Origin of the sequence: Streptomyces sp. BoleA5 (assembly GCF_000373665.1) — a bacterium.
Classification (GTDB): Bacteria; Actinomycetota; Actinomycetes; order Streptomycetales; family Streptomycetaceae; genus Actinacidiphila.
The window spans coordinates 56,825-79,720 of sequence record NZ_KB892116.1; the positions used below are offsets into that span (position 1 = coordinate 56,825).

Consider the following 22,896-nt stretch of genomic DNA (forward strand, 5'->3'; position numbering starts at 1 on the left):
ATCCGTGCCCGCGTCCCTTCCGAAGGCGGCCGCTCTCGCCGCCGGCCTCGCCGTGACCGCGCTGGCCCTCAGCGCCTGCGGTTCGGCCCCCACCACGCAGACCTCCGCCGACGGCAAGAACGGCAAGAGCGCGGCCACCGCGACCTCCGCCGAGGAATTCGGCGGCATGGACGCCCTGATCGCCGCCGCCAAGAAGGAGGGCACGCTCAACGCGATCGCCCTGCCCCGCGACTGGGCCAACTACGGCGCGCTGATCGACGGCTTCACCAAGAAGTACGGCATCAAGATCCAGAACGAGACCCCGGACGCCGCGAGCCAGGACGAGATCAACGCCGTCACCTCCCGCAAGGGCCAGGACCGCGCCCCCGACGTCCTCGACCTGGGCGCATCCTTCGCGATCAGCGGTGCCCAGCAGGGCCTGTTCGCCCCCTACAAGGTCGCCTCGTACGACGACATCCCGGCCGCCCAGAAGGACGCCCAGGCCCGCTGGTACAACGACTACGGCGGCTACGTCTCCATCGGCTGCGACGCCAAGCGCGTCAAGAACTGCCCGACCACCTTCGCCGACCTGCTCAAGCCCGAGTACAAGGGCCAGGTCGCGCTGAACGGCAACCCGACCAAGTCGGGCTCGGCCTTCGGCGGTGTCTACGCGGCGGCGCTCGCGGGCGGCGGCTCCTTCGACGACATCCAGCCCGGCATCGACTTCTTCGGCAAGCTGAAGAAGAACGGCAACTACAACCCCGTCGAGTCCACCCCGGCCACGGTCGAGAAGGGCGAGACCCCGATCAGCATCGACTGGGACTACCTCAACGCCGGTTACGCCGAGGAGTTCGCCGGCAAGGGCGTGGACTGGAAGGTCTCCGTCCCGAGCGACGGCCAGTACGCCCAGTACTACGCGCAGGCCATCAACAAGGACGCCCCGCACCCCGCGGCCGCCCGCCTGTGGCAGGAGTACCTCTACAGCGCCGAGGGCCAGAACCTGTGGCTCGCCGGCTTCGCCCGCCCCGTCCTGATGCCCGCCATGGACAAGGCCGGCACCCTCGACAAGGCCGCCGCCGCCAAGCTCCCCGCGGTCACCGGCACCCCGTCCTTCCCGACCGACGACCAGCAGAACAAGGCCAAGGAAGTGCTGGCCCAGGGCTGGGGCAAGGCCGTCTCCGGATGACCGACCCGATGACCGCCACCGCGGCGCCCGTCGCCGCCGCTGCCGGGGCCACCGCCCCGGCGCGGCGGCGCTCGGCCGGCTGGCTCGCGGTGCTCCCGCTGCTCGTCTTCGTGGCGATCAGCTTCGGGGCCCCCGCGGTCGCCATGGTCAACGGCGCCTTCACCGTCAAGGACCCCGCGAGCGGGGCCTCCTCGTACACCACGGCCAACCTGACCACCTCCCTGCAGGGCGCCTACCTGACCGCCCTGTGGGGCAGTGTGAAGCTGTCCGGGCTCTCCGCCGCCATCGGCGCGGTGCTCGGGCTGCTGCTCGCCCAGGCCGTGGTGACCTCGCGATTCCGCGCGCTGCGGGAAGCCGTGCTGACCGCCTCCGGTGTGCTCGCCAACTTCGGCGGGGTGCCGCTGGCCTTCGCCTTCGTGGCGACCCTGGGCAACGCGGGCGTCCTCACCCGTCACCTGGGTCTCGCCGACCACGGCTGGAGCCTCTACAGCTTCTGGGGCCTGGTCATCGTCTACCTCTACTTCCTCATCCCCCTCATGGTGCTCACCGTGACCCCTGCGCTGGAGGGGCTGCGCGTCCAGTGGCGGGAGGCCGCCCAGAACAACGGCGCCACCAACGGCCAGTACTGGCGGCACGTCGCCCTGCCCGTGCTGGCCCCCTCGCTCCTCGGCGGCCTGGTCCTGCTCTTCGGCAGCGCCTTCGCCGCCTACGCCACCGCCGCGGCGATGGTCGGCAGCTCGGTTCCGCTGATCACCCTCCAGATCGCCGACGCCATCTCCGGCAACGTCCTGGTCGGGCAGGAGAACGTGGCGCTGGCCCTGAGCCTCGACATGATCGTCGTCGCCGGCCTGGTCATGGCGGTCTACCTGCCCCTGCAACGACGGAGCGCGCGATGGCTGGACTGACGGACACACGGATCCGGCCCTGGCGCGGCATCGTCCTCGTCGTCGCCGGCCTCTACTTCCTGGTGCCGCTGGCCGCCTCGGTGATCTTCACCGTGGACGTCCCCGGCCAGGGCGTCACCTTCGACGCGTACGGGCAGATCCTCAAGGCGGAGGGCTTCACCTCCAGCCTGCTGCTCTCCCTGGAACTCGCGGCCGCCACCATCGGCGTCGTCCTGCTGCTGATGGTCCCCGCCATGGTGGCGCTGCGGCTGTCCGCGCCCCGGCTGCGCCCGCTGGTGGAGGTGATCTGCTCGCTGCCGCTGGTGGTGCCGCCGATCGCGCTGGTGGCCGGGGTCAGCAGCGTGTTGCGCTGGGGCCCCGAGCACCTGGCCAGCACGCCGTTCTTCCAGACCTTCGTGGCCATCCAGAACCCGTCCTTCCCGGTCGTCCTGGTGCTCACCTACGTCGTGATGGCGCTGCCCTTCGTCTACCGGGCCCTGGACGCCGGACTGCGGGCGGTCGACGTCCGCACCCTCGTCGAGGCCGCCCGGTCCTGCGGCGCGAACTGGCCGGCCGCCCTGATCCGGGTCGTGCTGCCCAATCTGCGCGGGGCGCTGCTCAACGCCTCCTTCCTCACCCTCGCCCTGGTGCTCGGCGAGTTCACCGTCGCCCAGCTGCTGGGCTTCCAGCCCTTCGCGGTGTGGATCGTCACGGTCAGCGGCTCGCAGGCCCAGCTGTCAGTGGCCGTCTCGGTGCTCAGCCTGCTGGTCACCTGGGTGCTGCTGCTCGTCCTGGCCGCCGTCGGCGGACGCCGCCCCACCTCATCCGCCTCCCGGAAGTGACCGACAGATGACCGACACCTCCCCCGCCCCGGTCGCCGACGCCGTGACCGCCGCGAGCAGCGGCGCCACCGTCGAGTTCCGGGCCCTGCGCCGCTCCTTCGGAGCCACCACCGCCCTCGACGGGCTGGACCTGACCGTCCGGCCCGGCGAACTCGTCGCGCTGCTCGGCCCGTCCGGCTGCGGCAAGACCACCGCGCTGCGCATGCTCGCCGGCTTCGAGCACCCCGACTCCGGCCAGGTCCTGGTCGACGGCGAGGACGTCACCAGGATTGCCGCGCACCGCCGCGACGCGGGCATGGTCTTCCAGTCGTACAGCCTCTTCCCGCACCTGAGCGCGGCCGACAACGTCGCCTTCGGGCTGCGCATGCGCAAGGTCGGCGCCGCCGACCGGCGCACCCGCGCAGCCGAGCTCCTGGAGCTCGTCGGTCTGCCGGACCACGGTGACCGCTACCCGCACCAGCTCTCCGGCGGCCAGCAGCAGCGCGTGGCCCTCGCCCGCGCCCTGGCGCTGCGCCCGCGCGTCCTGCTCCTGGACGAGCCGCTGAGCGCGCTGGACGCCAAGGTGCGCACCACCCTGCGCGAGGAGATCCGCCGCCTCCAGCGCGAACTCGGCATCACCACGCTGTTCGTGACGCACGACCAGGAGGAGGCGCTGTCCATGGCGGACCGCGTCGCCGTCATGAACGCCGGGCGGATGGAGCAGTGCGCCGCGCCCGCCGAACTGTACGACCGCCCCGCCACCGCCTTCGTCGCCGAGTTCGTCGGCACCAACAGCCGCCTGCCGGGCCGGCTCACCGACGGCGGCCTCGTCGAGGTCCTCGGCCGGCGGCTGCCCGCCCAGGGCGACGTGCCCGCCGGCACCGAGGTGGACGTCCTGGTCCGACCCGAAGCGGTGAGCGTGGACGCCGACCCCACCGGCGACGCGCGCGTCGTGGCGACCGCGTTCCTCGGCGCCGTCACCCGGGTGACCGTGCGACTTGCCGACGGCACCTCGGTCAAGGCCGACCTGGCCAGTTCCGAGGCCGCCGCCCTCCCGCCGGGCGCGAGCGTCACCGTGTCCCTGCCCGACCGGCCCGTCCTGGTCACCGCGCGCGCCGTCTGATCCCGACCGCACCCCCCATCCCCCCACACCGCTGATGAAAGAGAGCCCCGTGACCCACCCACCGCACCACCCGCTCCAGGCTGTCCTGTTCGACATGGACGGCACCCTCGTCGAGACCGAGGAGCTGTGGTGGGAGGCGGTCGCCGAGGTGGCCGCCGGGCTGGGGCACGTGCTCGGCGACGCGGACGTGACCGAGGTCCTCGGCCGCGCCGTCGAGCACACCGCCGCCCACCTGGCGACCACGACCGGTACGGCGACCGGCGCCGACGAACTGGCCGCCGTCCTGCACCGGGAGTTCGCCGAGCGGGTCCGCGCCCGCACGGTGCCCCGCCCCGGCGCGCTGGAGCTGCTGGACGAACTCGCCCGGCACGACATCCCCATCGCCCTGGTCTCGGCGTCCCCCCGGGAGGTCGTGGACGTCGTGCTGGCGGTGCTCGGCCCCGAGCGCTTCGCGGTCTCCCTCACCGCCGACGACACCCCCCGCACCAAGCCCGCCCCCGACCCCTACCTCGCCGCCGCCCGCGCCCTCGGCGTGGACCCCGGCGCGTGCGTGGCCGTCGAGGACACCCCGACCGGTGTCGCCTCCGCCGAGGCCGCCGGCTGCCGGGTGCTGGCCGTGCCGTCCCTGGCGCCGATCGCCCCCGGCGCGGGCCGCGCGGTGCTCGGCAGCCTGGAACGGGCCGACGTCTCCTTGCTGCGGGCCCTGGTGGCGCAGCCGCCGTCCTTCCTCGTGCCCGCCTTCACCAGCCGCCGCACCCGTGTCGGCGAGCCGCTGCGGGCCACCGTCGCCGGGCTGCTGCGCGGCGCCCCCGTCACGTACGCCAAGGCCGCGGGGCCCGGCTGGGCCCGGGTGTCGGCCGACGGCACCGTCACCGGGACCCCCGACGTGCCCGGCGACGCGGAGGTGGCCGTCACCGCCACGGACGCCGAAGGGCGCTCCGCCACCGTCACCGTGCGCGTGCCGGTCGTCGCCGCGGACGAGCCGATGGTGCGGCACCTGCGCGTCATGAGCTGGAACCTGTGGCTCGGCGGCACGCGCGTCGACGACCACCGCGACAAGCAGCTGCGCGTGCTGCTCGACGCCGACGTGGACGTCGTGGGCCTGCAGGAGACCCGGACGCACTCCGCGAAGGAACTCGCCGAGGCACTGGGCTGGGAGCACCACCAGGCGGGAGACAACCTCGGCGTCATCAGCCGCTACCCGATCGTCTCCCGCCACGGACTGCCCGCGAGCCCGTTCTACGGCGGACTCGGCGCCACCGTGCGGCTCGACGAGGGGTGCGACGTCACGCTGTGGAGCGCGCACCTGAACCACACCCCGTACGGCCCCTACGACGCCCTCCACGACCGGCAGCCGGTCGAGGTGCTCGTCGAGCACGAGGCCGCCTCGGGACGCCTGGACCAGATCCGGGACATCCTGCACGACATGGCGGGCGACCTCGCCGCCCGCGACACCGTCCCGGTCGTCCTCGTGGGCGACTTCAACGTCCCCTCCCACCTGGACTGGACCGCCGAGGCGGCGCCCCTGCGCGGCGGGTACGGACCCGTGCCCTGGCCCGTCACCCTCGCCGCCGAGGCCGCCGGGCTGCGCGACTCGTACCGCGAGGCCCACCCGGACCCGGTGCGCGACCCCGGCACCACCTGGTCACCGGTGAACCCGGAGCCCGAGCCGCAGGACCGGATCGACTACGTCCTGTACGCCGGGTCCGGCCTGCGGGTGCTGGACTCCACGACCCTGGTCACCGGGGAGCCCAGCCCCGAGCCGCACGTCGCGGGCAACGCCTGGCCCTCCGACCACGCGGCCGTGGTCACCACGTTCGCCCTGCGGTGACGGCCGCCCCGCGCGGCCGTCCGGGCCGCGCGGGGCCTAGCCGCACTCGGACATCTCGTCCAGCCGCGGGCGCTGGTCGGCGAGCCCCTGCGACGTCAGCGGCTTGAGGTGCTTCACGTACGACGCGCGCCAGGCGCCCGAGGTGATCTGCTCCTTTATGGTGTCGCAGATGGCCCGCTTCAGCGCGGGCTCGTTCTGCTGCAGCCCCACCCCGTACTCCTCGTTCCCGAAGGGCGCGCCCAGCAGCCGCAGTTCCTTGGTGTGCTGGGCCCGGTAGCCCGCCAGGATGATGTCGTCGGTCGAGACGGCGTCGACCTTGCCCGCCAGCAGTTCGCCGACGCAGAGCCCGTACGAGGCCTGCTGCGCGGTCCTTATCTGCGGGTACTCCTTGCGGAGCCGATCGGCGGGCGTCGAGTGCGTGACGGTGCAGACATCACGGCCGAACAGGTCCTGCACACTGTGGACGGGGGCGTCGGTGCGCACCAGGAAGTCCTGGCCGGCCTGGTAGTAGGGGCCCGCGAAGTCGACCTTCTCCTTGCGGGCGGGCGTGATCGAGTAACTGGCCACTATGAAGTCGACGTTCCCGGCACTCAGACGGTACTCGCGGGACTGGGTGTCCACGACGGTGAACTGCACCTTCTTGAAGCCCAGATGCCGGGCGATGGCCCGCGCGAGGTCGATGTCGAAGCCCTCGTACCCGCCCTCGGCGGTGCTGGACGCCTCACTGAGGCCCGGCTGGTCCTTCTTGACACCGACGATGAGGTAACCGCGCTCACGCGCCGCCTTGTACGTCGGTGAACTGGACAGCGCGGGCCCCTCGTCCCGCAGCCTGTCGACGGCGAACCAGCCGCCCGTGGCCAGGACCGCGAGACCCACCCCGCCCGCGACGAGCGTGTACCAGCGGCGGCGCCACGTCCGCCCCTCGGGTTCGCGTACCGGCGGCGTGCCGGCGCCGGGCTCGGTCGTTTCCGGCGCGGGCCGGGCGTCCGCGTCCGTCCGCGTGGCGTCCGGGTCGTAGTCCGGGTGGACGGCGACCGGGAACTGCGGGGTCTCCTGCGCCACGTGCTGCAGCAGTTGCTCGGCGCGCTCCGCGGACACCCGTGCCCCGGGCTCCTTGACCAGCAGCCCGTCGATCAGCGGGCGCAGCGGCCCCGCGTGCGCCGTCGGCGGCGGCTCGGCCGTGCGGACGGCCTCCAGCACCTCGTACGGCGTCGGGCCGCGGAAGGGGGCCCGGCCCTCGACCATCTCGTAGAGCGTGACGCCCAGCGACCACAGGTCGGCGGCGGGCGTGGGCGTCAGCCGGTTGGCCAGCTCCGGTGCCAGGTACTGGGGGGTGCCGACGGTCTCGTGGCTCCGCGTCACCTGGGCGGCGCCCTCGAAGGTCGCGATCCCGAAGTCCATGAGCACCGCCCGCCCGTCCCGGCGGAACAGGATGTTGTGCGGCTTCACGTCCCGGTGCAGCACCCCGGCCGCGTGCACCGCGCGCAGCCCGCGCAGCACCTCCAGGCCGATCTGCGCCGCCTGGAGCGCCGGGATCCGGCCCCGCTCGCGCAACTGGTCCGCCAGGGAGTGCGGGTTGACCTGCTCCATGACGATCCAGACCTGGCCGTCGGCCTCGATCACGTCGTGCACCGCGACCACGTGCTCGTGCCCGATCCGGGCGATGGCCTGCGCCTCCCGGCGCGCCCGCTCCACCCACTGGGCCTGCGTCTCCGGGTCCAGCGCGCCGCGGAACAGCAGTTCCTTGACGGCGACCTGACGGCCGAGCCGGTTGTCGTACGCCTCCCACACCACGCCCATACCGCCGCGCCCCAGTTGGCGGCGCAGCTCGTAGCGGCCGTCGACGAGGGTGTGCGGCATACCCCCAGAACTCATGCGTGTGCCCCCATCGGTACGTGGTCCGCTACAGGTTAGGGGGCTCCGGCGGGGATGAACATCGCCCCCGGGACGCGGAACGATCACATGTCGGGCGGAATGGTCCGTACCGGCGGCCGGTGGCGCCGGACTAGGGCTTCACGGACCAGTAGTAGCGCTCGGCGCCCGCGTGCAGCGGCAGCGGGTCGGTGAAGACCGCCGTCCGCAGGTCCATCAGCTGGGCGGCGTGCACCTCCTGCCCGATCCGGTCGCGGCTGTCGATCACGGTCCGGGTAAAGCGCTCCACCAGTCCGGTGTCCGTCTGGTCCGTGGTGATCAGCAGGTTGGCCACGGCGATCGTCTGCACCGCGCGGCCGCCCTGGACCATCGGGTACGCGTCCGCGGGCATGACCGCCTGCCGGTAGTACGCCGACTCCTCGCTCTCGGCGTGCAGCCGGGCCACGAGGTCGCCGAGCTGGACCAGCTTCACGTCGGTGGTCTCCGCCAGGTTCGCGATGGTCCTGGTCGGCAGTCCGCCCGACCAGAAGAACGCGTCGAGCTTCCCCTCGCGCAGCATCTCCGGCGCCCGGTCGATGCCCACCGTCCGGCGCCGCACGTCGCCGGGCTCCCCGAGGTCCGCGGCCTCCAGCAGCCGCTGCGTTATCAGGTTCACCCCGGAGCCGGGCTGGCCGATACCCACCCGGAGCCCGCGCAGGTCCTTCGCCGACCGCACGGGGGAGTCGGCGGGCACCACGAGCTGCATGTAGTCGTCGTACAGCCGCGCGCAGGCCCGCAGTCGTCCCCCGCCCGGGCCGTCGTAGTCCGCGACGGCGTCGGCCGCGGCGATCGCGAAGTCGGCCTCGCCGGTCGCCACCCGCCGGACGTTGTCCACGGACCCCTCGGACCGCACCAGGCGCACCGGCACCCCGGGCAGGTCCGTGTGCAGATAGGGCTGGAGCCGCTTCCCGTACGTGTCGTACACGCCGTTGCGCACACCGGTGGCGAAGTCGACCCTGTCCCTCGGGTACGACGGCCCGTCGGAGGGCAGCACCCACCACAGCAGCAGCGCGACCGCCGCCGCCACCGCCAGCACGGCCTGCACGGCCCGGCGTCTGCCGATACGGGGGAGCTCCATCCCCGCGATAGTGCCAGCCCGGCGCCGCACTGGCCAGCGCCGTCCCGCGGCCTGCGGCTCCCGGACGCCCAGGCCCGCCCCACGGGGACAACCGTCCCGGGACGCGCCCCGCCGCGCGGGGGCAGGTCGCGGTCGTACCGCGCGGTACGGGCGTGACCGGCGCCAGCTTCCCACCCCGTGCAGTTCCGCCGGCCCGTGGGTCGAGCACCGCCTCCTCCCCGAGCCGCCCGCCGCCTGACGCCGCGGCGCCGCCCATGGGGTCCGGTGCCCGCCCGCACAGGGGCGGGCGCGGTCACCAGGGCCCGCGACGCGCCCCTTACCCTGGACGGGTGCAGCGTGAAGAGCAGGATGTGAAGAGCTACGAGATCCGCACCTACGGGTGCCAGATGAACGTCCACGACTCCGAGCGGCTGGCAGGCCTCCTGGAGGCGGCCGGCTACGTCTGCGCGCCCAAGGGCGAGGACGGCTCGGTGTCCGCAGATGTTGTCGTCTTCAACACCTGCGCGGTCCGGGAGAACGCCGACAACCGCCTCTACGGCAACCTCGGCCGCCTGGCGCCGCAGAAGGCCGCCCGGCCCGGCATGCAGATCGCCGTCGGCGGCTGCCTGGCGCAGAAGGACCGGGACACCATCGTCAAGAAGGCCCCCTGGGTCGACGTCGTCTTCGGCACCCACAACATCGGCAGCCTCCCGGTGCTGCTGGAGCGCGCCCGGATCGCCGAAGAGGCTCAGGTCGAGATCGCCGAGTCGCTGGAGACCTTCCCGTCCACGCTGCCGACCCGGCGCGAGTCGGCCTACGCGGCCTGGGTGTCGATCTCGGTCGGCTGCAACAACACCTGCACCTTCTGCATCGTCCCCGCGCTGCGCGGCAAGGAGAAGGACCGCCGCCCCGGCGACATCCTCGCCGAGGTCGAGGCGCTCGTCGCCGAGGGCGTCATCGAGGTCACCCTGCTCGGCCAGAACGTCAACGCCTACGGCTCCGACATCGGCGACCGCGAGGCGTTCAGCAAGCTGCTGCGCGCCACCGGGGCGATCAACGGCCTGGAGCGCGTGCGCTTCACCTCGCCGCACCCCCGCGACTTCACCGACGACGTGATCGCGGCCATGGCCGAGACCCCGAACGTGATGCACCAGCTGCACATGCCGCTGCAGTCCGGTTCGGACGCGGTGCTGCGCGCGATGCGCCGCTCGTACCGGCAGGACCGCTACCTCGGCATCATCGAGAAGGTGCGCGCCGCGATGCCGGACGCCGCCATCTCCACCGACATCATCGTGGGCTTCCCCGGCGAGACCGAGGAGGACTTCGAGCAGACGCTGCACGTGGTGCGCGAGGCGCGCTTCGCGCAGGCCTACACCTTCCAGTACTCCAAGCGTCCGGGCACGCCCGCCGCCGAGATGGAGGGGCAGGTGCCGAAGGCGGTCGTCCAGGAGCGCTACGAGCGGCTGGTCGCGCTGCAGGAGGAGATCTCCTGGGCCGAGAACAAGAAGCAGGTCGGCCGCACCCTGGAGGTGCTGGTCGCCGAGGGCGAGGGCCGCAAGGACGACGCCACGCGGCGCCTGTCCGGCCGCGCCCCCGACAACCGCCTGGTGCACTTCGCGCCGCCCGCCGAGCCGGTCCGTCCCGGCGACGTGGTGATGGCGGAGATCAGCTACGCCGCACCGCACCACCTGCTCGCCGAGCACCCGGCGTTCGGCGTCCGCCGCACCGCGGCGGGCGACGCCTGGGAGCGGCGCACCTCGGCCGCGGCGGCCAAGCCCGCGGGTGTCATGCTGGGCCTGCCGACGATCGGCGCGCCCGTGCCGGCACCGGCGGCGGCCGCACCGGGATGCGGCTGAGACTGACGGCGCGGGGACCGCGGGGACGCGGGGAAGTGGGGGACGCGGGATGGCTCGTTGGGGGCTCTTCGCCGAGGAGACCGTGGGCAGCGGCGACGCCAGGCGGTGGGAGTTCGAGCTCCTCGGCCACGTCGACGGCACCCGCGAGGAGGCGCTGCGCAAGCTGGAGGAAACGGCGCTGGCCTACCGGCCGAGCAAGCCGTTCAGCGTGCGGCGCAGCTGGCTTTACCGCTCGGGGGAGGGGTTCGTCCAGGTCAACGAGGGTGTGACCACGACCTACGTCTGCCGTTTCACGGTCGCCGAACTGGTCCACGACAGCAAGGACCCGAAGGTCGCCGCCACGGCCGAGCCCTGGGACCGCATGCCCGAGGGCTTCTGAGACGGCGGACGGTAGGGTTCCGATCATGCTGGTCGCCGCCGCCGTATGCCCCTGTCCGCCGCTGCTCGTGCCCGATGTCGCGTCGGGCGCGGCGCCGGAACTGGACCCGCTGCGCACCGCCTGCGCGGACGCCCTGGCCGTGCCGGCCGCCGCGCGCCCCGATCTGCTGGTGGTGGTGGGCCCCGCGGACTCCGCGCACGTCTGGGAGGGCGGCGGCACGGGCTCGCTGCGCCCGTACGGCGTGAACCTCGCGGTGCGGCTCGGCGACGGCGGCGACCCCGAGCCCCTGGCCCCCTCGCTGACGCTCGCGGCCTGGCTGCTGAACCGGGCGGGCTCGACCGCGCCGCTGCACGCCGCCGGGGTGCCCGTGTCCGCGCCGGCGGCCCGGATGCTGGAGCTGGGGCGGGGCCTGGCGGAGCTGGCCGACCGGGTGGCGCTGCTGGTCATGGGCGACGGCACCACCTGCCGCACGCTCAAGGCGCCCGGCTACCTCGACGAGCGCGCCGAACCCTTCGACGCCTCCGTGGCGCGCGCCCTGGGCGCCGCGGACACCAAGGCGCTGTCCGACCTGGACGTGGCACTGGCGACCGAACTGGGAGCGGCCGGACGCGCCCCCTGGCAGGTGCTCGCCGGCGCCGCCGAAGGCGCCGGGCTCAGCGGTGACCTGCTGTACGACCAGGCGCCGTACGGCGTCGGCTACTTCGTGGCGGCCTGGTCGTAGCAGGGGCGGGTCCCGGGGCCCGGACCGTCCTCAGTGCGTGTGCTTGGAGCCGCCGTCCTTCAGGTGCTCCATGGCGTCCTTCGTCTTGTCCACGCCCTTGTGGATCTTTCCGCTGTACTTGTGCTTCGTCTTCTCGTCGACCGTGCGCGCGACCTTGTCCAGCCGTGAGCCGATCGCCTCGCCGTGCTGGTCCATGAAGTCGCCGGCCTTGGCGCCGGCCCTGGCCCTGGCGTGCTCGGCCTTGGCCTTCAGCGTGTCCTTGAGGCTCATGCGTCACCGTCTCCCATGGATGCCTTTGTCGGAAATGACCCTTTTCCCGTAACGATCTTACTCGTCCGCAGGTGAAACCGCGCCGCCGGAATTTGCGAAACTGTGCACGTGAGAAACGACGTCCCCCCCGTGATCGCCGTCGTCGGCCCCACCGCGGCCGGCAAGTCCGACCTCGGTGTCGCCCTTGCCCAGGCCCTCGGCGGAGAGGTGGTCAACGCGGATTCCATGCAGCTCTACCGCGGCATGGACATCGGCACCGCCAAGCTCACCGAGGACGAGCGGCAGGACGTGCCGCACCACCTGCTCGACATATGGGACGTCACCCTGGCCGCCAGCGTCGCCGAGTACCAGCGCCTGGCCCGCGCCGAGATCGACCGGCTGCTGGCCGCCGGGCGCACCCCCGTGCTCGTCGGCGGCTCGGGGCTCTACGTGCGCGCCGCCATCGACGCCCTGGAGTTCCCCGGCACCGACCCGCAGGTGCGGGCCCGGCTGGAGGCGGAACTCGACACGCTCGGCTCCGGCCCGCTGCACGCCCGCCTGGCCGCCGTGGACCCGGAGGCGGCCCGGGTGATCCTGCCCAGCAACGGCCGGCGGATCGTCCGCGCGCTGGAGGTCGTGGAGATCACCGGCCGCCCCTACACGGCGAACCTGCCCGGTCACGACTCCGTGTACGACACCGTCCAGATCGGCGTCGACGTCCCCCGTCCGGAACTCGACGAACGGATCACGCTGCGGGTCGACCGCATGTGGGAGGCCGGACTGGTCGGCGAGGTGACCGCCCTGGAGGGGGCCGGCCTGCGCGAGGGGCGCACGGCCTCCCGGGCGCTCGGCTACCAGCAGGTGCTGGCCGCGCTGGCCGGGGAGTGCACCGACGCGGAGGCGCGCGCCGAGACCGTGCGCGCCACCAAGCGCTTCGCGCGCCGCCAGGACTCGTGGTTCCGCCGGGACGGCCGTGTCCGGTGGCTCAGCGGCCGCGGACAGGAACTGGTGACCCAGGCCCTCGCAGTCGTCGGCCCCGCCCGGTCGGGCGGTCACAGCCTGATCACGTGATGGCATCGGGACGCCCCAGCGGCACTTGACGCCGCTTCGCCCGTGCCATCATCGAGCATCGGAGCTACGGTGTCGGACTTCTTGGGAGGGCGCGTGGCGATGGAAGCCGGCCCTCGCAATGGACCCCAGCCGGAGCGCACCGAGCGCGCCTCAGGGGAGGACCTCGAGCCGCGCGACCGGCTCGTGGTGGACGGCCCTCTGGAGGACCCGCTGGAGGGGACGACCCTCGCGGAGGAGGAGCAGTCCTTCCGCGAGCTGCGTCCCGAGCGGCGCCTGCGCGCGTGGCAGATCGCCCCGATCGTCGCCCTCGGCGTGCTCGGCTCGCTCATGTTCGCCTTCCCGCTGGCCTTCGAGGCCGGTGACGGCGGCGCCGTCGTCGCGATGCTCGGCCTCCTGCTGGGCTGCTGCTCCGCGGGCTGGGGGCTCATGGCCGCCCGCCGGGTCGGCTACACCTGGCCGGGGCTGCCGGCCCGCGGTTCCGGCCGTCGTCCGGACTGGCGCTTCGTGGCGCTGTACGCGGCGATCACGGTGGTGCTGGCGCTGCTCGCCTTCTGGCGGGTCGCCCGTCTGCGCTGACCCGTAGACTCGGCGCATGACCAGCGCAGCACCGCAGGGCCTGCCCTTCCTCAAGGGGCATGGCACGGAGAACGACTTCGTGATCATCCCCGACCCCGACGGGGCGCTCGACCTGACCCCGGCGGCCGTCGCGCGCCTGTGCGACCGCCGCGCCGGGATCGGCGGCGACGGGGTGCTGCGGGTCGTGCGGTCGGCGAGGCACCCGGAGGCCGCCGCCATGGCCGCGGAGGCCGAGTGGTTCATGGACTACCGCAACAGCGACGGCAGCATCGCGGAGATGTGCGGCAACGGCGTACGGGTCTTCGCCCACTACCTCCTGCGCGCCGGACTCACCGGTGCGGGTGACGTCGCCGTGGCGACCCGCGCGGGCGTGCGCCGGGTGCACATCGACAAGGACGGCGACATCACCGTCGACATGGGCCGCGCCGCGCTCCCCGCCGGCGGGGTCGAGGTCGCGGTCGGCGAGCGCAGCTGGCCCGCCCGCAACGTGAACATGGGCAACCCCCACGCCGTCGCCTTCGTCGACGACCTCGCCGACGCCGGCAAGCTGCTGGACGCACCGGCGTGGGCGCCCGCCGCGGCCTACCCGGACGGCGTGAACGTGGAGTTCGTCGTCGACCGCGGCGACCGCCACGTCGCCATGCGGGTCCACGAGCGCGGCTCCGGCGAGACCCGCTCCTGCGGCACCGGGGCCTGCGCCGTCATGGTCGCCGCGGCCCGGCGCGACGGCCGCGACCCGGCCGTGACGGGCCGTCCCGAGACGTACCGGGTCGATCTGCCGGGCGGCACCCTGGTGATCACCGAACGCCCCGACGGGACGGTCGAGATGACCGGCCCCGCGGTCATCGTCGCCGAGGGCTTCATCGATCCGGCCTGGCTCGGCGACGGCGGCTGACGATACCCGCTCCCAAGGCCCTGTATTCGCTCGAACGGGTGATGCCGATCACGCTGGGCGAGAGCGTGGCAGCGGCACGTGATGGGCTCGGTAGCATCAAGCACCGGCACGGAAGCCATCCCGCCGGTGGGTGACGCTGCCGGAGGTGCCGCATGAGACCGGACAACGCAGTGGAGACCGCCCCGGGCGCCGCAGGACGCAGGCGCATCCCCCGGGCAGCGGACCTGCGCCGGATGGGACGTGCGGCCCTGCTGGGCCCCGGCGGCCGCGCGGGCCGGCTCCCCGAGTCCATCGAGCACATCGCCAAGGTGCACCGCACCCGACATCCCGGCGCGGACCTCGCCATCCTGCGCAAGGCGTACGTGCTCGCCGAGTCCTCGCACCGCGGGCAGATGCGCAAGAGCGGCGAGCCCTACATCACGCACCCGCTCGCCGTGACCCTGCTGCTGGCCGAACTCGGCGCGGAGACGACGACGTTGACCGCCTCGCTGCTCCACGACACCGTCGAGGACACCGAGGTGACGCTCGACCAGGTGGGGGAGGAGTTCGGCGAGGAGGTCCGCTTCCTCGTCGACGGCGTCACCAAACTGGAGAAGGTCGACTACGGCGCCGCCGCCGAGCCGGAGACCTTCCGCAAGATGCTCGTCGCCACCGGCAACGATGTCCGCGTCATGTCGATCAAGCTCGCCGACCGGCTGCACAACATGCGCACCCTCGGCGTCATGCGGCCCGAGAAGCAGGCCCGCATCGCCAAGGTCACCCGCGACGTGCTGATCCCGCTCGCCGAACGCCTCGGCGTCCAGGCGCTGAAGACCGAACTGGAGGACCTGGTCTTCGCGATCCTCCACCCCGAGGACTACCTGCGCACCACCGAACTGATCCTGGAGCACGCCGCCCTGCCCGATCCGCTGGGCGCCGTCGCCGAGGACGTCCGCCGGGTGCTCCGCGAGGCCGGCATCAGCTCCGAGGTCGAGGTGCGGCCCCGGCACGTGGTCTCCGTGCACCGGGTCCGGCTCAAGCGCGGCGGCGCGCTGCCCGGCGGCAGCGACTTCGGGCGGGTGCTGATCCAGGTCGCCGAGGACGCCGACTGCTACGCGGTCCTCGGTGAACTGCACACCTGTTTCACCCCCGTCATCGCGGAGTTCAAGGACTTCATCGCGGCGCCCAAGTTCAACCTCTACCAGTCGCTGCACACCGCCATCCGCGACGGCGAGGGACGCGTCGCCGAAGTCCTCATCCGCACACGGCAGATGCACCACGTCGCCGAGGCCGGGGTCATCGCGCTCGGCAACCCGTACGCCACCGCCGAGGCCGCGGAGTGCGACGAGGGCGAGCGCGTCGACCCCACGCGCCCCGGCTGGCTCGCCCGGCTGCTGGAGTGGCAGCGCGAGGCCCCCGACCCGGACTTCTTCTGGAGCACCCTGCGCGACGAGCTCGCCCAGGACCGCGAGATCACCGTCTTCTCCGCCGACGGCGGCACCGTGGGCCTGCCCGACGGTGCCACCTGCACCGACGCCGCGTACGCGCTGCACGGCGAGGGCGCCCACGCCTGCGTCGGGGTGCGCGTCAACGGGCGGCTCGCACCGCTGGGCACCGTCCTGCGCGACGGCGACACCGTCCACCTGCTGATGACCGAGGGCGCCGACGGCGACGCGGACGGATACGGTCCCTCGCCCGAGTGGCTGGAGCACGCCCGCACCCCGGCCGCCCGGATCGCCATCGCCCGCTGGCTGGAGGCCCATCCGGTGGCCACCGACGAGGAGGAGCCGGCCGCGCCCGCCGTCCGCGCCGCCGCCACGGCCGCCCGCAGGGCCGCCGAACCGCTCGCGGACACCGACCCGCCCGGCGCCGCCGTGCGCATGGCCCGCTGCTGCACCCCCGTGCCGCCCGACGGGATCACCGGCTTCCCCATCCGCGGCGGCACCGTCGCCGTGCACCGCAGCGAGTGCCCCGTCGCCGCGCGCATGGCCGCCTCCGGCCGCGCCCAGGTCGCCGTCCACTGGCGCTCCGACGCCCCCGTCACCGGGCACCGGGCCACCCTCTACGCCGAGGCGCTCGGCCGACCCCGGCTGCTCGCCGACCTCACCGAGGTGATCGCCACCGAGGGCGTGGCCATCGTCTACGCCGCCGTGGAGCCCCCGCAGGAGCACCGCGTACGCCACACCTACACCGTCGAACTGCCCGATCCGGGAGCGCTGCCCGCGCTCATGCGCGCGATGCGCGCCGTGCCCGGTGTGTACGACGTGTACCGCGCCCAGGAGGCCGTGGCCGCCGCGCAGCCGTAGAGGAGTACCCGATCGGGTGGGGTGCCCACGCGCCGCCGCCCGGCGGGCACGGTGCGCTGGTAGCCGTATCCCATGATCGGATCCTTTGCGCGCCGTGCCGGCGTCACCGCGGCGGCCGTGGCCGCACTCACCGCGGCCGGACTGCCCGGTGACACGACGCCCGTGGGGCTCGGCGACCGGCTCTACCCCGAACTCGGCAACCCCGGGTACGACGTCCACGACTACGACATCTCGTTCACCTACCACGGCAACGACCGGCCGCTGGACGCCGTGACCCGGGTCGACGCCTTCGCCACGGACACCCTGGACCGCTTCCACCTCGACTTCCGCGGCGACGTCCGCTCCGTCGAGGTCAACGGCCGCCGGGCGGCGTTCCGCACCTGGCGCGAGGAACTGGTCGTCACCCCCGCCGTCCCCGTCCCCCGCGGCGACCTCCTGCGGGTGACCGTCGTGCACACCAGCGACCCCGCGGCCAAGGGCGACACCGGGTGGATCCGCACCAAGGACGGCCTGGCCATGGCCAACCAGGCCGCCGCGGCCCACACCGTCTTCCCCTGCAACGACCATCCCTCGGACAAGGCCCGCTTCGCCTTCCACGTCACCGCGCCGAACGACCTCACGGTCGTCGCCAACGGCCTGCCCGAGACGGCCGTCCGCAAGGGCCCCGTGACGACCTGGAACTACCGCACGGTCCACGTGATGGCCACCGAGCTCGCGCAGGTGTCCGTCGGCCGCTCCACCGTCCTGCGCCGCACCGGCCCCGGCGGCCTGCCGCTGCGGGACGTCGTCGGCACCGCCGACCCGGACCGGGCCAAGCTGGAGAAGCGCCTGGCGTTGACCGCAGGGCAGATCGCGTGGATGGAGGAGCAGGTCGGCCCCTTCCCCCTCGAGACGTACGGCATCCTCAGCGCCGACACCGTCACCGGCTTCGAGCTGGAGACCCAGACCCTCTCGCTCTTCGAGCGACGGGTGCTGCTCAGCCGGGAGGCCGACGCGGCGCCGGTGATGGTGCACGAGCTGGCCCACCAGTGGTTCGGCGACAGCGTCTCGCCCGCGACCTGGTCCGACCTGTGGCTCAACGAGGGGCACGCCACCTGGTACCAGTGGCGCTACGCCGCCGAGCACTACCGAGAGCTCACGCTGGAGCAGTTCGCCAAGGCCGCCTACGGCGCCGACGCGCGCCTGCGCCGTGACGGCGGCCCGGCCGCCGCCCCCAAGCCGCCCGGCAGCGACGGCAAGCTCGGCATCTTCCGCGGCAACGTCTACTTCGGCGGGGCGCTCGTGCTCTACGCCCTGCGCCAGGAGATGGGCCCCGACGCCTTCCAGCGGCTGGAGCGGGCCTGGGTGGCCCGCCACCGCGACGGGGTCGCCTCCACCGGCGACTTCATCGCGCTCGCCTCCGACGTCGCCGGCCGCGACCTGGGCGGCTTCCTGCGCGCCTGGCTGTACGGGCCCACCACGCCCCCGATGCCCGGCCACCCCGACTGGAAACGCTCCGTGCCCGCCAAACCGGTGCACGGCCACGCGCACCGGCGTGAGGCGGGGAAAGTCGCGTGACCCGGCGGCGAGGGGCGTGCGACCATCTACCTACGGCGACGACGGCGCGCCCGGACCCGGGGAATCCTCCGGGCCCGCGGGACGTTGTCTCCGTACGAGGGGACGAGTGCCCCCCGTTCCCGTCGATCATCCGAGCAAAGGATCCAATGACCTCCTCTTCCTCCTCTTCTTCTGCTTCTTCTGCCCGCAGCCGCCAGCGCCTCCCCGAGAGCCTTCGGGCCGACGCCCTGATGGAAGAGGACGTCGCGTGGAGTCACGAGATCGACGGAGAGCGTGACGGCGACCAGTTCGACCGCTCCGACCGTGCGTCGCTGCGACGGGTCGTCGGCCTCTCCACCGAACTCGAGGACATCACCGAGGTCGAGTACCGCCAGCTCCGCCTGGAGCGGGTCGTGCTCGTCGGGGTCTGGACGGACGGCACGGTGCAGGACGCCGAGAACTCCCTCGCGGAGCTCGCCGCCCTCGCCGAGACCGCCGGCGCCCTCGTCCTGGACGGTGTCATCCAGCGCCGCGACAAGCCCGACCCGGCGACCTACATCGGTTCCGGCAAGGCCCAGGAGCTGCGCGACATCGTCATGGAGAGCGGTGCCGACACCGTCGTGTGCGACGGTGAGCTCAGCCCCGGCCAGCTCATCCACCTCGAGGACGTCGTCAAGGTCAAGGTCGTCGACCGCACCGCGCTGATCCTCGACATCTTCGCCCAGCACGCCAAGAGCCGTGAGGGCAAGGCCCAGGTCTCGCTCGCGCAGATGCAGTACATGCTGCCGCGGCTGCGCGGCTGGGGTCAGTCGCTCTCCCGGCAGATGGGTGGCGGTGGTTCCGGCTCCTCGGGCGGCGGCATGGCCACCCGTGGTCCCGGTGAGACCAAGATCGAGACCGACCGCCGGCGCATCCGCGAGAAGATGGCCAAGATGCGCCGGGAGATCGCGGAGATGAAGACCAGCCGCGACCTGAAGCGCCAGGAACGCAAGCGCCACAAGGTGCCCTCGGTCGCGATCGCCGGCTACACCAACGCCGGCAAGTCCTCGCTCCTCAACCGGCTCACCGGAGCGGGCGTCCTGGTGGAGAACGCGCTGTTCGCCACCCTGGACCCGACCGTGCGCCGGGCGGAGACCCCGAGCGGGCGGCTGTACACGCTGGCGGACACCGTCGGCTTTGTGCGGCACCTGCCGCACCACCTGGTCGAGGCGTTCCGCTCCACGATGGAGGAGGTCGCCGAGGCCGACCTCATCCTTCACGTGGTGGACGGCTCGCACCCCAACCCGGACGAGCAGCTCGCCGCGGTGCGCGAGGTCTTCCGCGACGTCGGCGCGCTCGACGTGCCGGAGATCGTGGTGATCAACAAGGCGGACGCCGCCGACCCGGTGCTGCTGCAGTCCCTGCTGCGCCGGGAGAAGCACTCCATCGCCGTCTCCGCCCGCACCGGGCGGGGAATCGCGGAGCTGCTCGGCATGATCGACGACGAGCTGCCGCGGCCCGCCGTCGAGATCGAGGCCCTGGTGCCGTACACACGCGGTGAGCTCGTCGCCCGCGTCCACGCGGACGGCGAGGTGCTCTCCGAGGAGCACACCGGTGAGGGCACCCTGCTCAAGGCGCGGGTGCACGACGAGCTCGCGGCGGACCTCGAACCGTTCGCACTGGCCGCGCGCCGCTAGTCCGGCATTCCCGGTACACACCGGAAGGGCCCTCCCCCGCGCTGGGGGAGGGCCCTTCCGGCGTCCGGCCGGCGGTGTCAGCCGCGGACGGCGTCGAACACCTCCTCGGCCTCGGAACCCAGACGCGGTCCCGCCAGCCAGCGGGGGCCGTCCTGCGGACCGATCGAGGTGTTGCTGACCAGGGCCTGCTCTCCGTTCGGCTTCCGGGCGAACCAGCCGCCGCCGGACGAGCCCGCCGTCATGGTGCAGCCCAGCCAGTGCATCGTCGGCGCCCGCGAGTCCAGGGCGAGCCGGACCGGGTCGCCCGAGCAGTGGTACTGCTGGTAGCCGAAGCCGTCGAAGGGGGCCGCCGCCGGGTAGCCGCGGATGTCCATGGAGTCGATGGCGGCCGAGGTGGGCGCGTCGAACCAGACGGGCACCGAGGCCCCGACCGTCTCCTCCAGCGACTTGTCCGAGTCCGGATCGGTCACCTTCAGCACCGCGAAGTCGTAGGGGTAGGCGGAACTGGTCTGCGAGGACTCCCCGCCCCCGTCGATCCACTGCTGGGAGGTCCCCGCCTTCGTCGCCCACCATGTGCCGTAGGGGGCGAGCTGCTCCTTGCCGGCGCTCCGCAGCGCGGCGCCGCTCAGGCCCGTGTCGTTGAAGGACGGCACGAAGACGATGTTGCGGTACCACCCGCCCCGCGCGCCCGCGTGCACGCAGTGGCCCGCCGTCCACACCAGGTTGCTGCGGCCGGGGTTCGCCGGGTCGCTCACCACCGTGGCCGAGCAGACCGCCTGGCCGTCGGGCATGTCGAAGAGCAGCTTGCCCGTGGCCGGGGAGGCCTCGTGGTACGGGGTCGCAAGGCGCTGTGCCCGGATCGCGGCGGGCTCCGGGTCGGTGGCGCCGTCGTCGGCCCGCCCCAGGTCGGGCCGTTGCTCGTCGTCCGGGGTCCCGTCGGCGTTGCGGAGCCGGTCGGCGTCCCAGAGGTCCTTGATGACGGGGTTGATGAAGTCGGCCGCGTCGCGCAGCCACTTGTCCTTGTCCCAGTTCTTCCAGCCGCCGTCCTTCAGCGCGTCGGCCCACCTGTCCAGGTCGTCGAGGCTGGTCGGGAGGGCGGTCGGCAGTTGGAGTCCGCCGTCGCCGGACGTCGCGGTGGGCGTCGGGCTCGGTTTGGCGTCGGCGTTGTCGTCGGACGGGCCGCAGGCCGTCGCGGTCACGGCGAGCAGTGCCGCGGCGACGGCGGCCGCGGCCAACCGGCTTATCGGTGCCATGGGTTGTGGCCCCCCTGTTGTCAACACATCGTCAACACGTCGTCTGCCCACTGGAGGGCACCCCCTCACCATGCCCTCGACGAGAGGACGGCTGACGCCGCGCCGACGGTTCCTCGCCAGGATCTCGGCCCCAGGCAGTTGCCGGTAAGCGCGTGCCTCGTTGGTAGCTCCGGGAACGCAAGCGCCGACACCGAGGAGTGAGCACGTGGCCGCCATGCCGAGCGCGAGGTGCCGACCCGCGGCGCGCGAGGGCGAGTCCGAGGACACCGCGGGCATCCTGCGGCGCCAGTCCCAGCGCGAGTCCGCCGCCCGCACCTACGCCCGCTCGCTGCCCGTCGTCCCCGTGCGGGCCCGCGGCATGACCATCGAGGGCGCCGACGGCCGCCGCTACCTCGACTGCCTCTCCGGCGCCGGCACTCTCGCCCTGGGCCACAACCACCCCGTCGTCCTGGAGGCCATCCGCGCCGTCCTCGACTCCGGCGCCCCGCTCCACGTGCTGGACCTCGCCACCCCCGTCAAGGACGCCTTCACCACCGCCCTCTTCGAGACCCTGCCGCGTCAACTCGCCGACCACGGGCGCATCCAGTTCTGCGGGCCGGCCGGCACCGATGCCGTCGAGGCCGCCCTCAAGCTCGTCCGCACCGCCACCGGCCGCGGCGGACTGCTCGCCTTCTCCGGCGGCTACCACGGCATGACGGCCGCCGCCCTCGCCGCCACGGGCGACACCGCAGTCCGCGGCGCGGCGGGCACCGCCGACGCGCGGATCACCCGGCTCCCGTACCCGTACGACTACCGCTGCCCGTTCGGCGTCGGTGGCGACGACGGCGCCGAGTTCTCCGCCCGGCTGACGGAGAACCTCCTCGACGACCCCAAGGGCGGCATCCAGCCCCCCGCGGGCATGCTCCTCGAACCCGTACAGGGCGAGGGCGGTGTCATCCCCGCCCCCGACACCTGGCTGCGGCGGATGCGCGAGACGACCGCCGCCCGCGGCATCCCGCTCATCGCCGACGAGGTGCAGACCGGAGTGGGGCGCACCGGGACCTTCTGGGCCGTCGAGCACAGCGGGATCGTCCCGGACGTGATGGTCCTCTCCAAGGCGATCGGCGGGAGCCTCCCGCTCGCCGTCATCGTCTACCGCGAGGAACTCGACTGCTGGCAGCCCGGCGCCCACGCGGGCACCTTCCGCGGCAACCAGCTCGCCATGGCCGCGGGCACCGCCACCCTCGCCTACGTGCGGCGCAACGGCCTCGCCGAGCGTGCCGCCCTGCTCGGGGACCGCATGCTCGCCCGGCTGCGGGGCCTGGCCGCGGAGCACCCCTGCGTCGGCGACGTCCGCGGCCGCGGCCTCATGATCGGCGTCGAACTCGTCGACCCGGAAGCGGCCGCCGGCCCCCGGGGCGTCCCCCCGACCGCGCCGCGCCTCGCGGCGGCCGTCCGCCGGGCCGCCCTCGACCGCGGGCTCATCGTCGAACTCGGCGGCCGGGACGCCAGCGTGATCCGGCTGCTGCCGCCGCTGACGATCACCGAAGAACAGTCAGAAGCAGTCCTCGACCGCCTCGCCGACGCCCTCGCCGCGGCGACGGCGGTCCGGGTGTGACCTTGCGCCC

19 protein-coding genes are annotated in these 22,896 nt (G+C 73.4%); 15 read left to right on the top strand and 4 right to left on the bottom strand.

Going from position 1 to position 22,896, the window contains the following annotated elements; translation table 11 throughout:
• The first annotated feature begins 4 nt into the window (after positions 1-4).
• The 5 genes from B085_RS0127400 (at position 5) to B085_RS47410 (ending at position 5,824) form a co-directional block, all read left to right on the top strand.
• On the top strand, positions 5-1,165 hold the full coding sequence (locus B085_RS0127400) for an ABC transporter substrate-binding protein (protein ID WP_018561810.1): 1,161 nt from the start codon (positions 5-7) through the stop codon (positions 1,163-1,165).
• Entirely contained in the window at positions 1,162-2,070 is a 909-nt protein-coding gene (locus B085_RS0127405; RefSeq protein WP_037732565.1) for an ABC transporter permease subunit, read from the top strand. The genes B085_RS0127400 and B085_RS0127405 overlap by 4 nt, the downstream gene beginning before the upstream one ends.
• Positions 2,058-2,891, top strand: coding sequence for an ABC transporter permease (locus B085_RS0127410; RefSeq protein ID WP_018561812.1), 834 nt, complete (start codon positions 2,058-2,060; stop codon positions 2,889-2,891). The genes B085_RS0127405 and B085_RS0127410 overlap by 13 nt, the downstream gene beginning before the upstream one ends.
• Before the next feature lie 7 nt (positions 2,892-2,898).
• Positions 2,899-3,993, top strand: a complete 1,095-nt coding sequence (locus B085_RS0127415; protein ID WP_018561813.1) for an ABC transporter ATP-binding protein — start codon at positions 2,899-2,901, stop codon at positions 3,991-3,993.
• Positions 3,994-4,087: 94 nt separating this feature from the next.
• Positions 4,088-5,824, top strand: coding sequence for an HAD-IA family hydrolase (locus B085_RS47410; protein ID WP_234018667.1), 1,737 nt, complete (start codon positions 4,088-4,090; stop codon positions 5,822-5,824).
• A gap of 36 nt (positions 5,825-5,860) precedes the next feature.
• Here B085_RS47410 and B085_RS43945 read toward each other — a convergent pair whose 3' ends face one another.
• Complete coding sequence (locus tag B085_RS43945; protein WP_063741086.1) at positions 5,861-7,699, bottom strand: bifunctional serine/threonine-protein kinase/glutamate ABC transporter substrate-binding protein; 1,839 nt, start codon at positions 7,697-7,699, stop codon at positions 5,861-5,863.
• Positions 7,700-7,829: 130 nt separating this feature from the next.
• Positions 7,830-8,813, bottom strand: coding sequence for a TAXI family TRAP transporter solute-binding subunit (locus tag B085_RS0127430; protein ID WP_037732566.1), 984 nt, complete (start codon positions 8,811-8,813; stop codon positions 7,830-7,832).
• A gap of 350 nt (positions 8,814-9,163) precedes the next feature.
• On the opposite strand from B085_RS0127430, the gene miaB reads away from it, so the two are divergent.
• The 3 genes from miaB to B085_RS0127445 are packed head-to-tail and all read left to right on the top strand — an operon-like array spanning position 9,164 to position 11,748.
• Positions 9,164-10,648 carry a tRNA (N6-isopentenyl adenosine(37)-C2)-methylthiotransferase MiaB gene (gene miaB, locus B085_RS0127435; RefSeq protein WP_018561817.1) on the top strand — a complete coding sequence of 495 codons (1,485 nt, stop codon included), beginning with the start codon at positions 9,164-9,166 and terminating at the stop codon, positions 10,646-10,648.
• Between the two features lie 49 nt (positions 10,649-10,697).
• The gene (locus B085_RS43950; protein ID WP_018561818.1) at positions 10,698-11,027 is read left to right on the top strand and encodes a hypothetical protein; all 330 of its coding nucleotides are present in this window, start codon (positions 10,698-10,700) and stop codon (positions 11,025-11,027) included.
• 25 nt (positions 11,028-11,052) lie between these two features.
• Positions 11,053-11,748 (top strand): class III extradiol dioxygenase subunit B-like domain-containing protein, encoded by a 696-nt coding sequence (locus tag B085_RS0127445; RefSeq protein ID WP_018561819.1) that lies wholly within the window; start codon positions 11,053-11,055, stop codon positions 11,746-11,748.
• A 30-nt stretch (positions 11,749-11,778) separates the two neighbouring features.
• On the opposite strand, the gene B085_RS43955 is transcribed toward B085_RS0127445, so the two are convergent.
• The gene (locus tag B085_RS43955) at positions 11,779-12,018 is read right to left on the bottom strand and encodes an antitoxin (RefSeq protein ID WP_018561820.1); all 240 of its coding nucleotides are present in this window, start codon (positions 12,016-12,018) and stop codon (positions 11,779-11,781) included.
• Between the two features lie 108 nt (positions 12,019-12,126).
• Between B085_RS43955 and miaA the strand changes: the two genes are divergently transcribed.
• The 6 genes from miaA to hflX all read left to right on the top strand — a co-directional run bounded on the left by miaA (position 12,127) and on the right by hflX (position 20,036).
• Positions 12,127-13,068: a tRNA (adenosine(37)-N6)-dimethylallyltransferase MiaA gene (gene miaA / locus B085_RS0127455; protein ID WP_037732581.1), complete on the top strand. Its 942-nt coding sequence runs from the start codon at positions 12,127-12,129 to the stop codon at positions 13,066-13,068.
• A gap of 99 nt (positions 13,069-13,167) precedes the next feature.
• Positions 13,168-13,644, top strand: coding sequence for a hypothetical protein (locus B085_RS0127460; RefSeq protein ID WP_018561822.1), 477 nt, complete (start codon positions 13,168-13,170; stop codon positions 13,642-13,644).
• A 16-nt stretch (positions 13,645-13,660) separates the two neighbouring features.
• Positions 13,661-14,539 carry a diaminopimelate epimerase gene (dapF, locus tag B085_RS0127465; protein ID WP_018561823.1) on the top strand — a complete coding sequence of 293 codons (879 nt, stop codon included), beginning with the start codon at positions 13,661-13,663 and terminating at the stop codon, positions 14,537-14,539.
• A 152-nt stretch (positions 14,540-14,691) separates the two neighbouring features.
• Positions 14,692-16,824 carry a RelA/SpoT family protein gene (locus B085_RS0127470; RefSeq protein ID WP_037732567.1) on the top strand — a complete coding sequence of 711 codons (2,133 nt, stop codon included), beginning with the start codon at positions 14,692-14,694 and terminating at the stop codon, positions 16,822-16,824.
• 72 nt (positions 16,825-16,896) lie between these two features.
• Complete coding sequence (locus B085_RS0127475; protein ID WP_018561825.1) at positions 16,897-18,381, top strand: M1 family metallopeptidase; 1,485 nt, start codon at positions 16,897-16,899, stop codon at positions 18,379-18,381.
• Between the two features lie 146 nt (positions 18,382-18,527).
• The gene (hflX, locus tag B085_RS0127480) at positions 18,528-20,036 is read left to right on the top strand and encodes a GTPase HflX (RefSeq protein WP_026251502.1); all 1,509 of its coding nucleotides are present in this window, start codon (positions 18,528-18,530) and stop codon (positions 20,034-20,036) included.
• 77 nt (positions 20,037-20,113) lie between these two features.
• Here the strand turns inward: hflX and B085_RS0127485 are convergent, their stop codons facing one another.
• Positions 20,114-21,289, bottom strand: a complete 1,176-nt coding sequence (locus B085_RS0127485; protein WP_106435049.1) for a trypsin-like serine peptidase — start codon at positions 21,287-21,289, stop codon at positions 20,114-20,116.
• 214 nt (positions 21,290-21,503) lie between these two features.
• Here B085_RS0127485 and B085_RS0127490 point away from each other — a divergent pair, with 214 nt between their 5' ends.
• Positions 21,504-22,886 (top strand): diaminobutyrate--2-oxoglutarate transaminase family protein, encoded by a 1,383-nt coding sequence (locus B085_RS0127490; RefSeq protein WP_037732582.1) that lies wholly within the window; start codon positions 21,504-21,506, stop codon positions 22,884-22,886.
• The last annotated feature ends 10 nt before the right edge of the window (positions 22,887-22,896 follow it).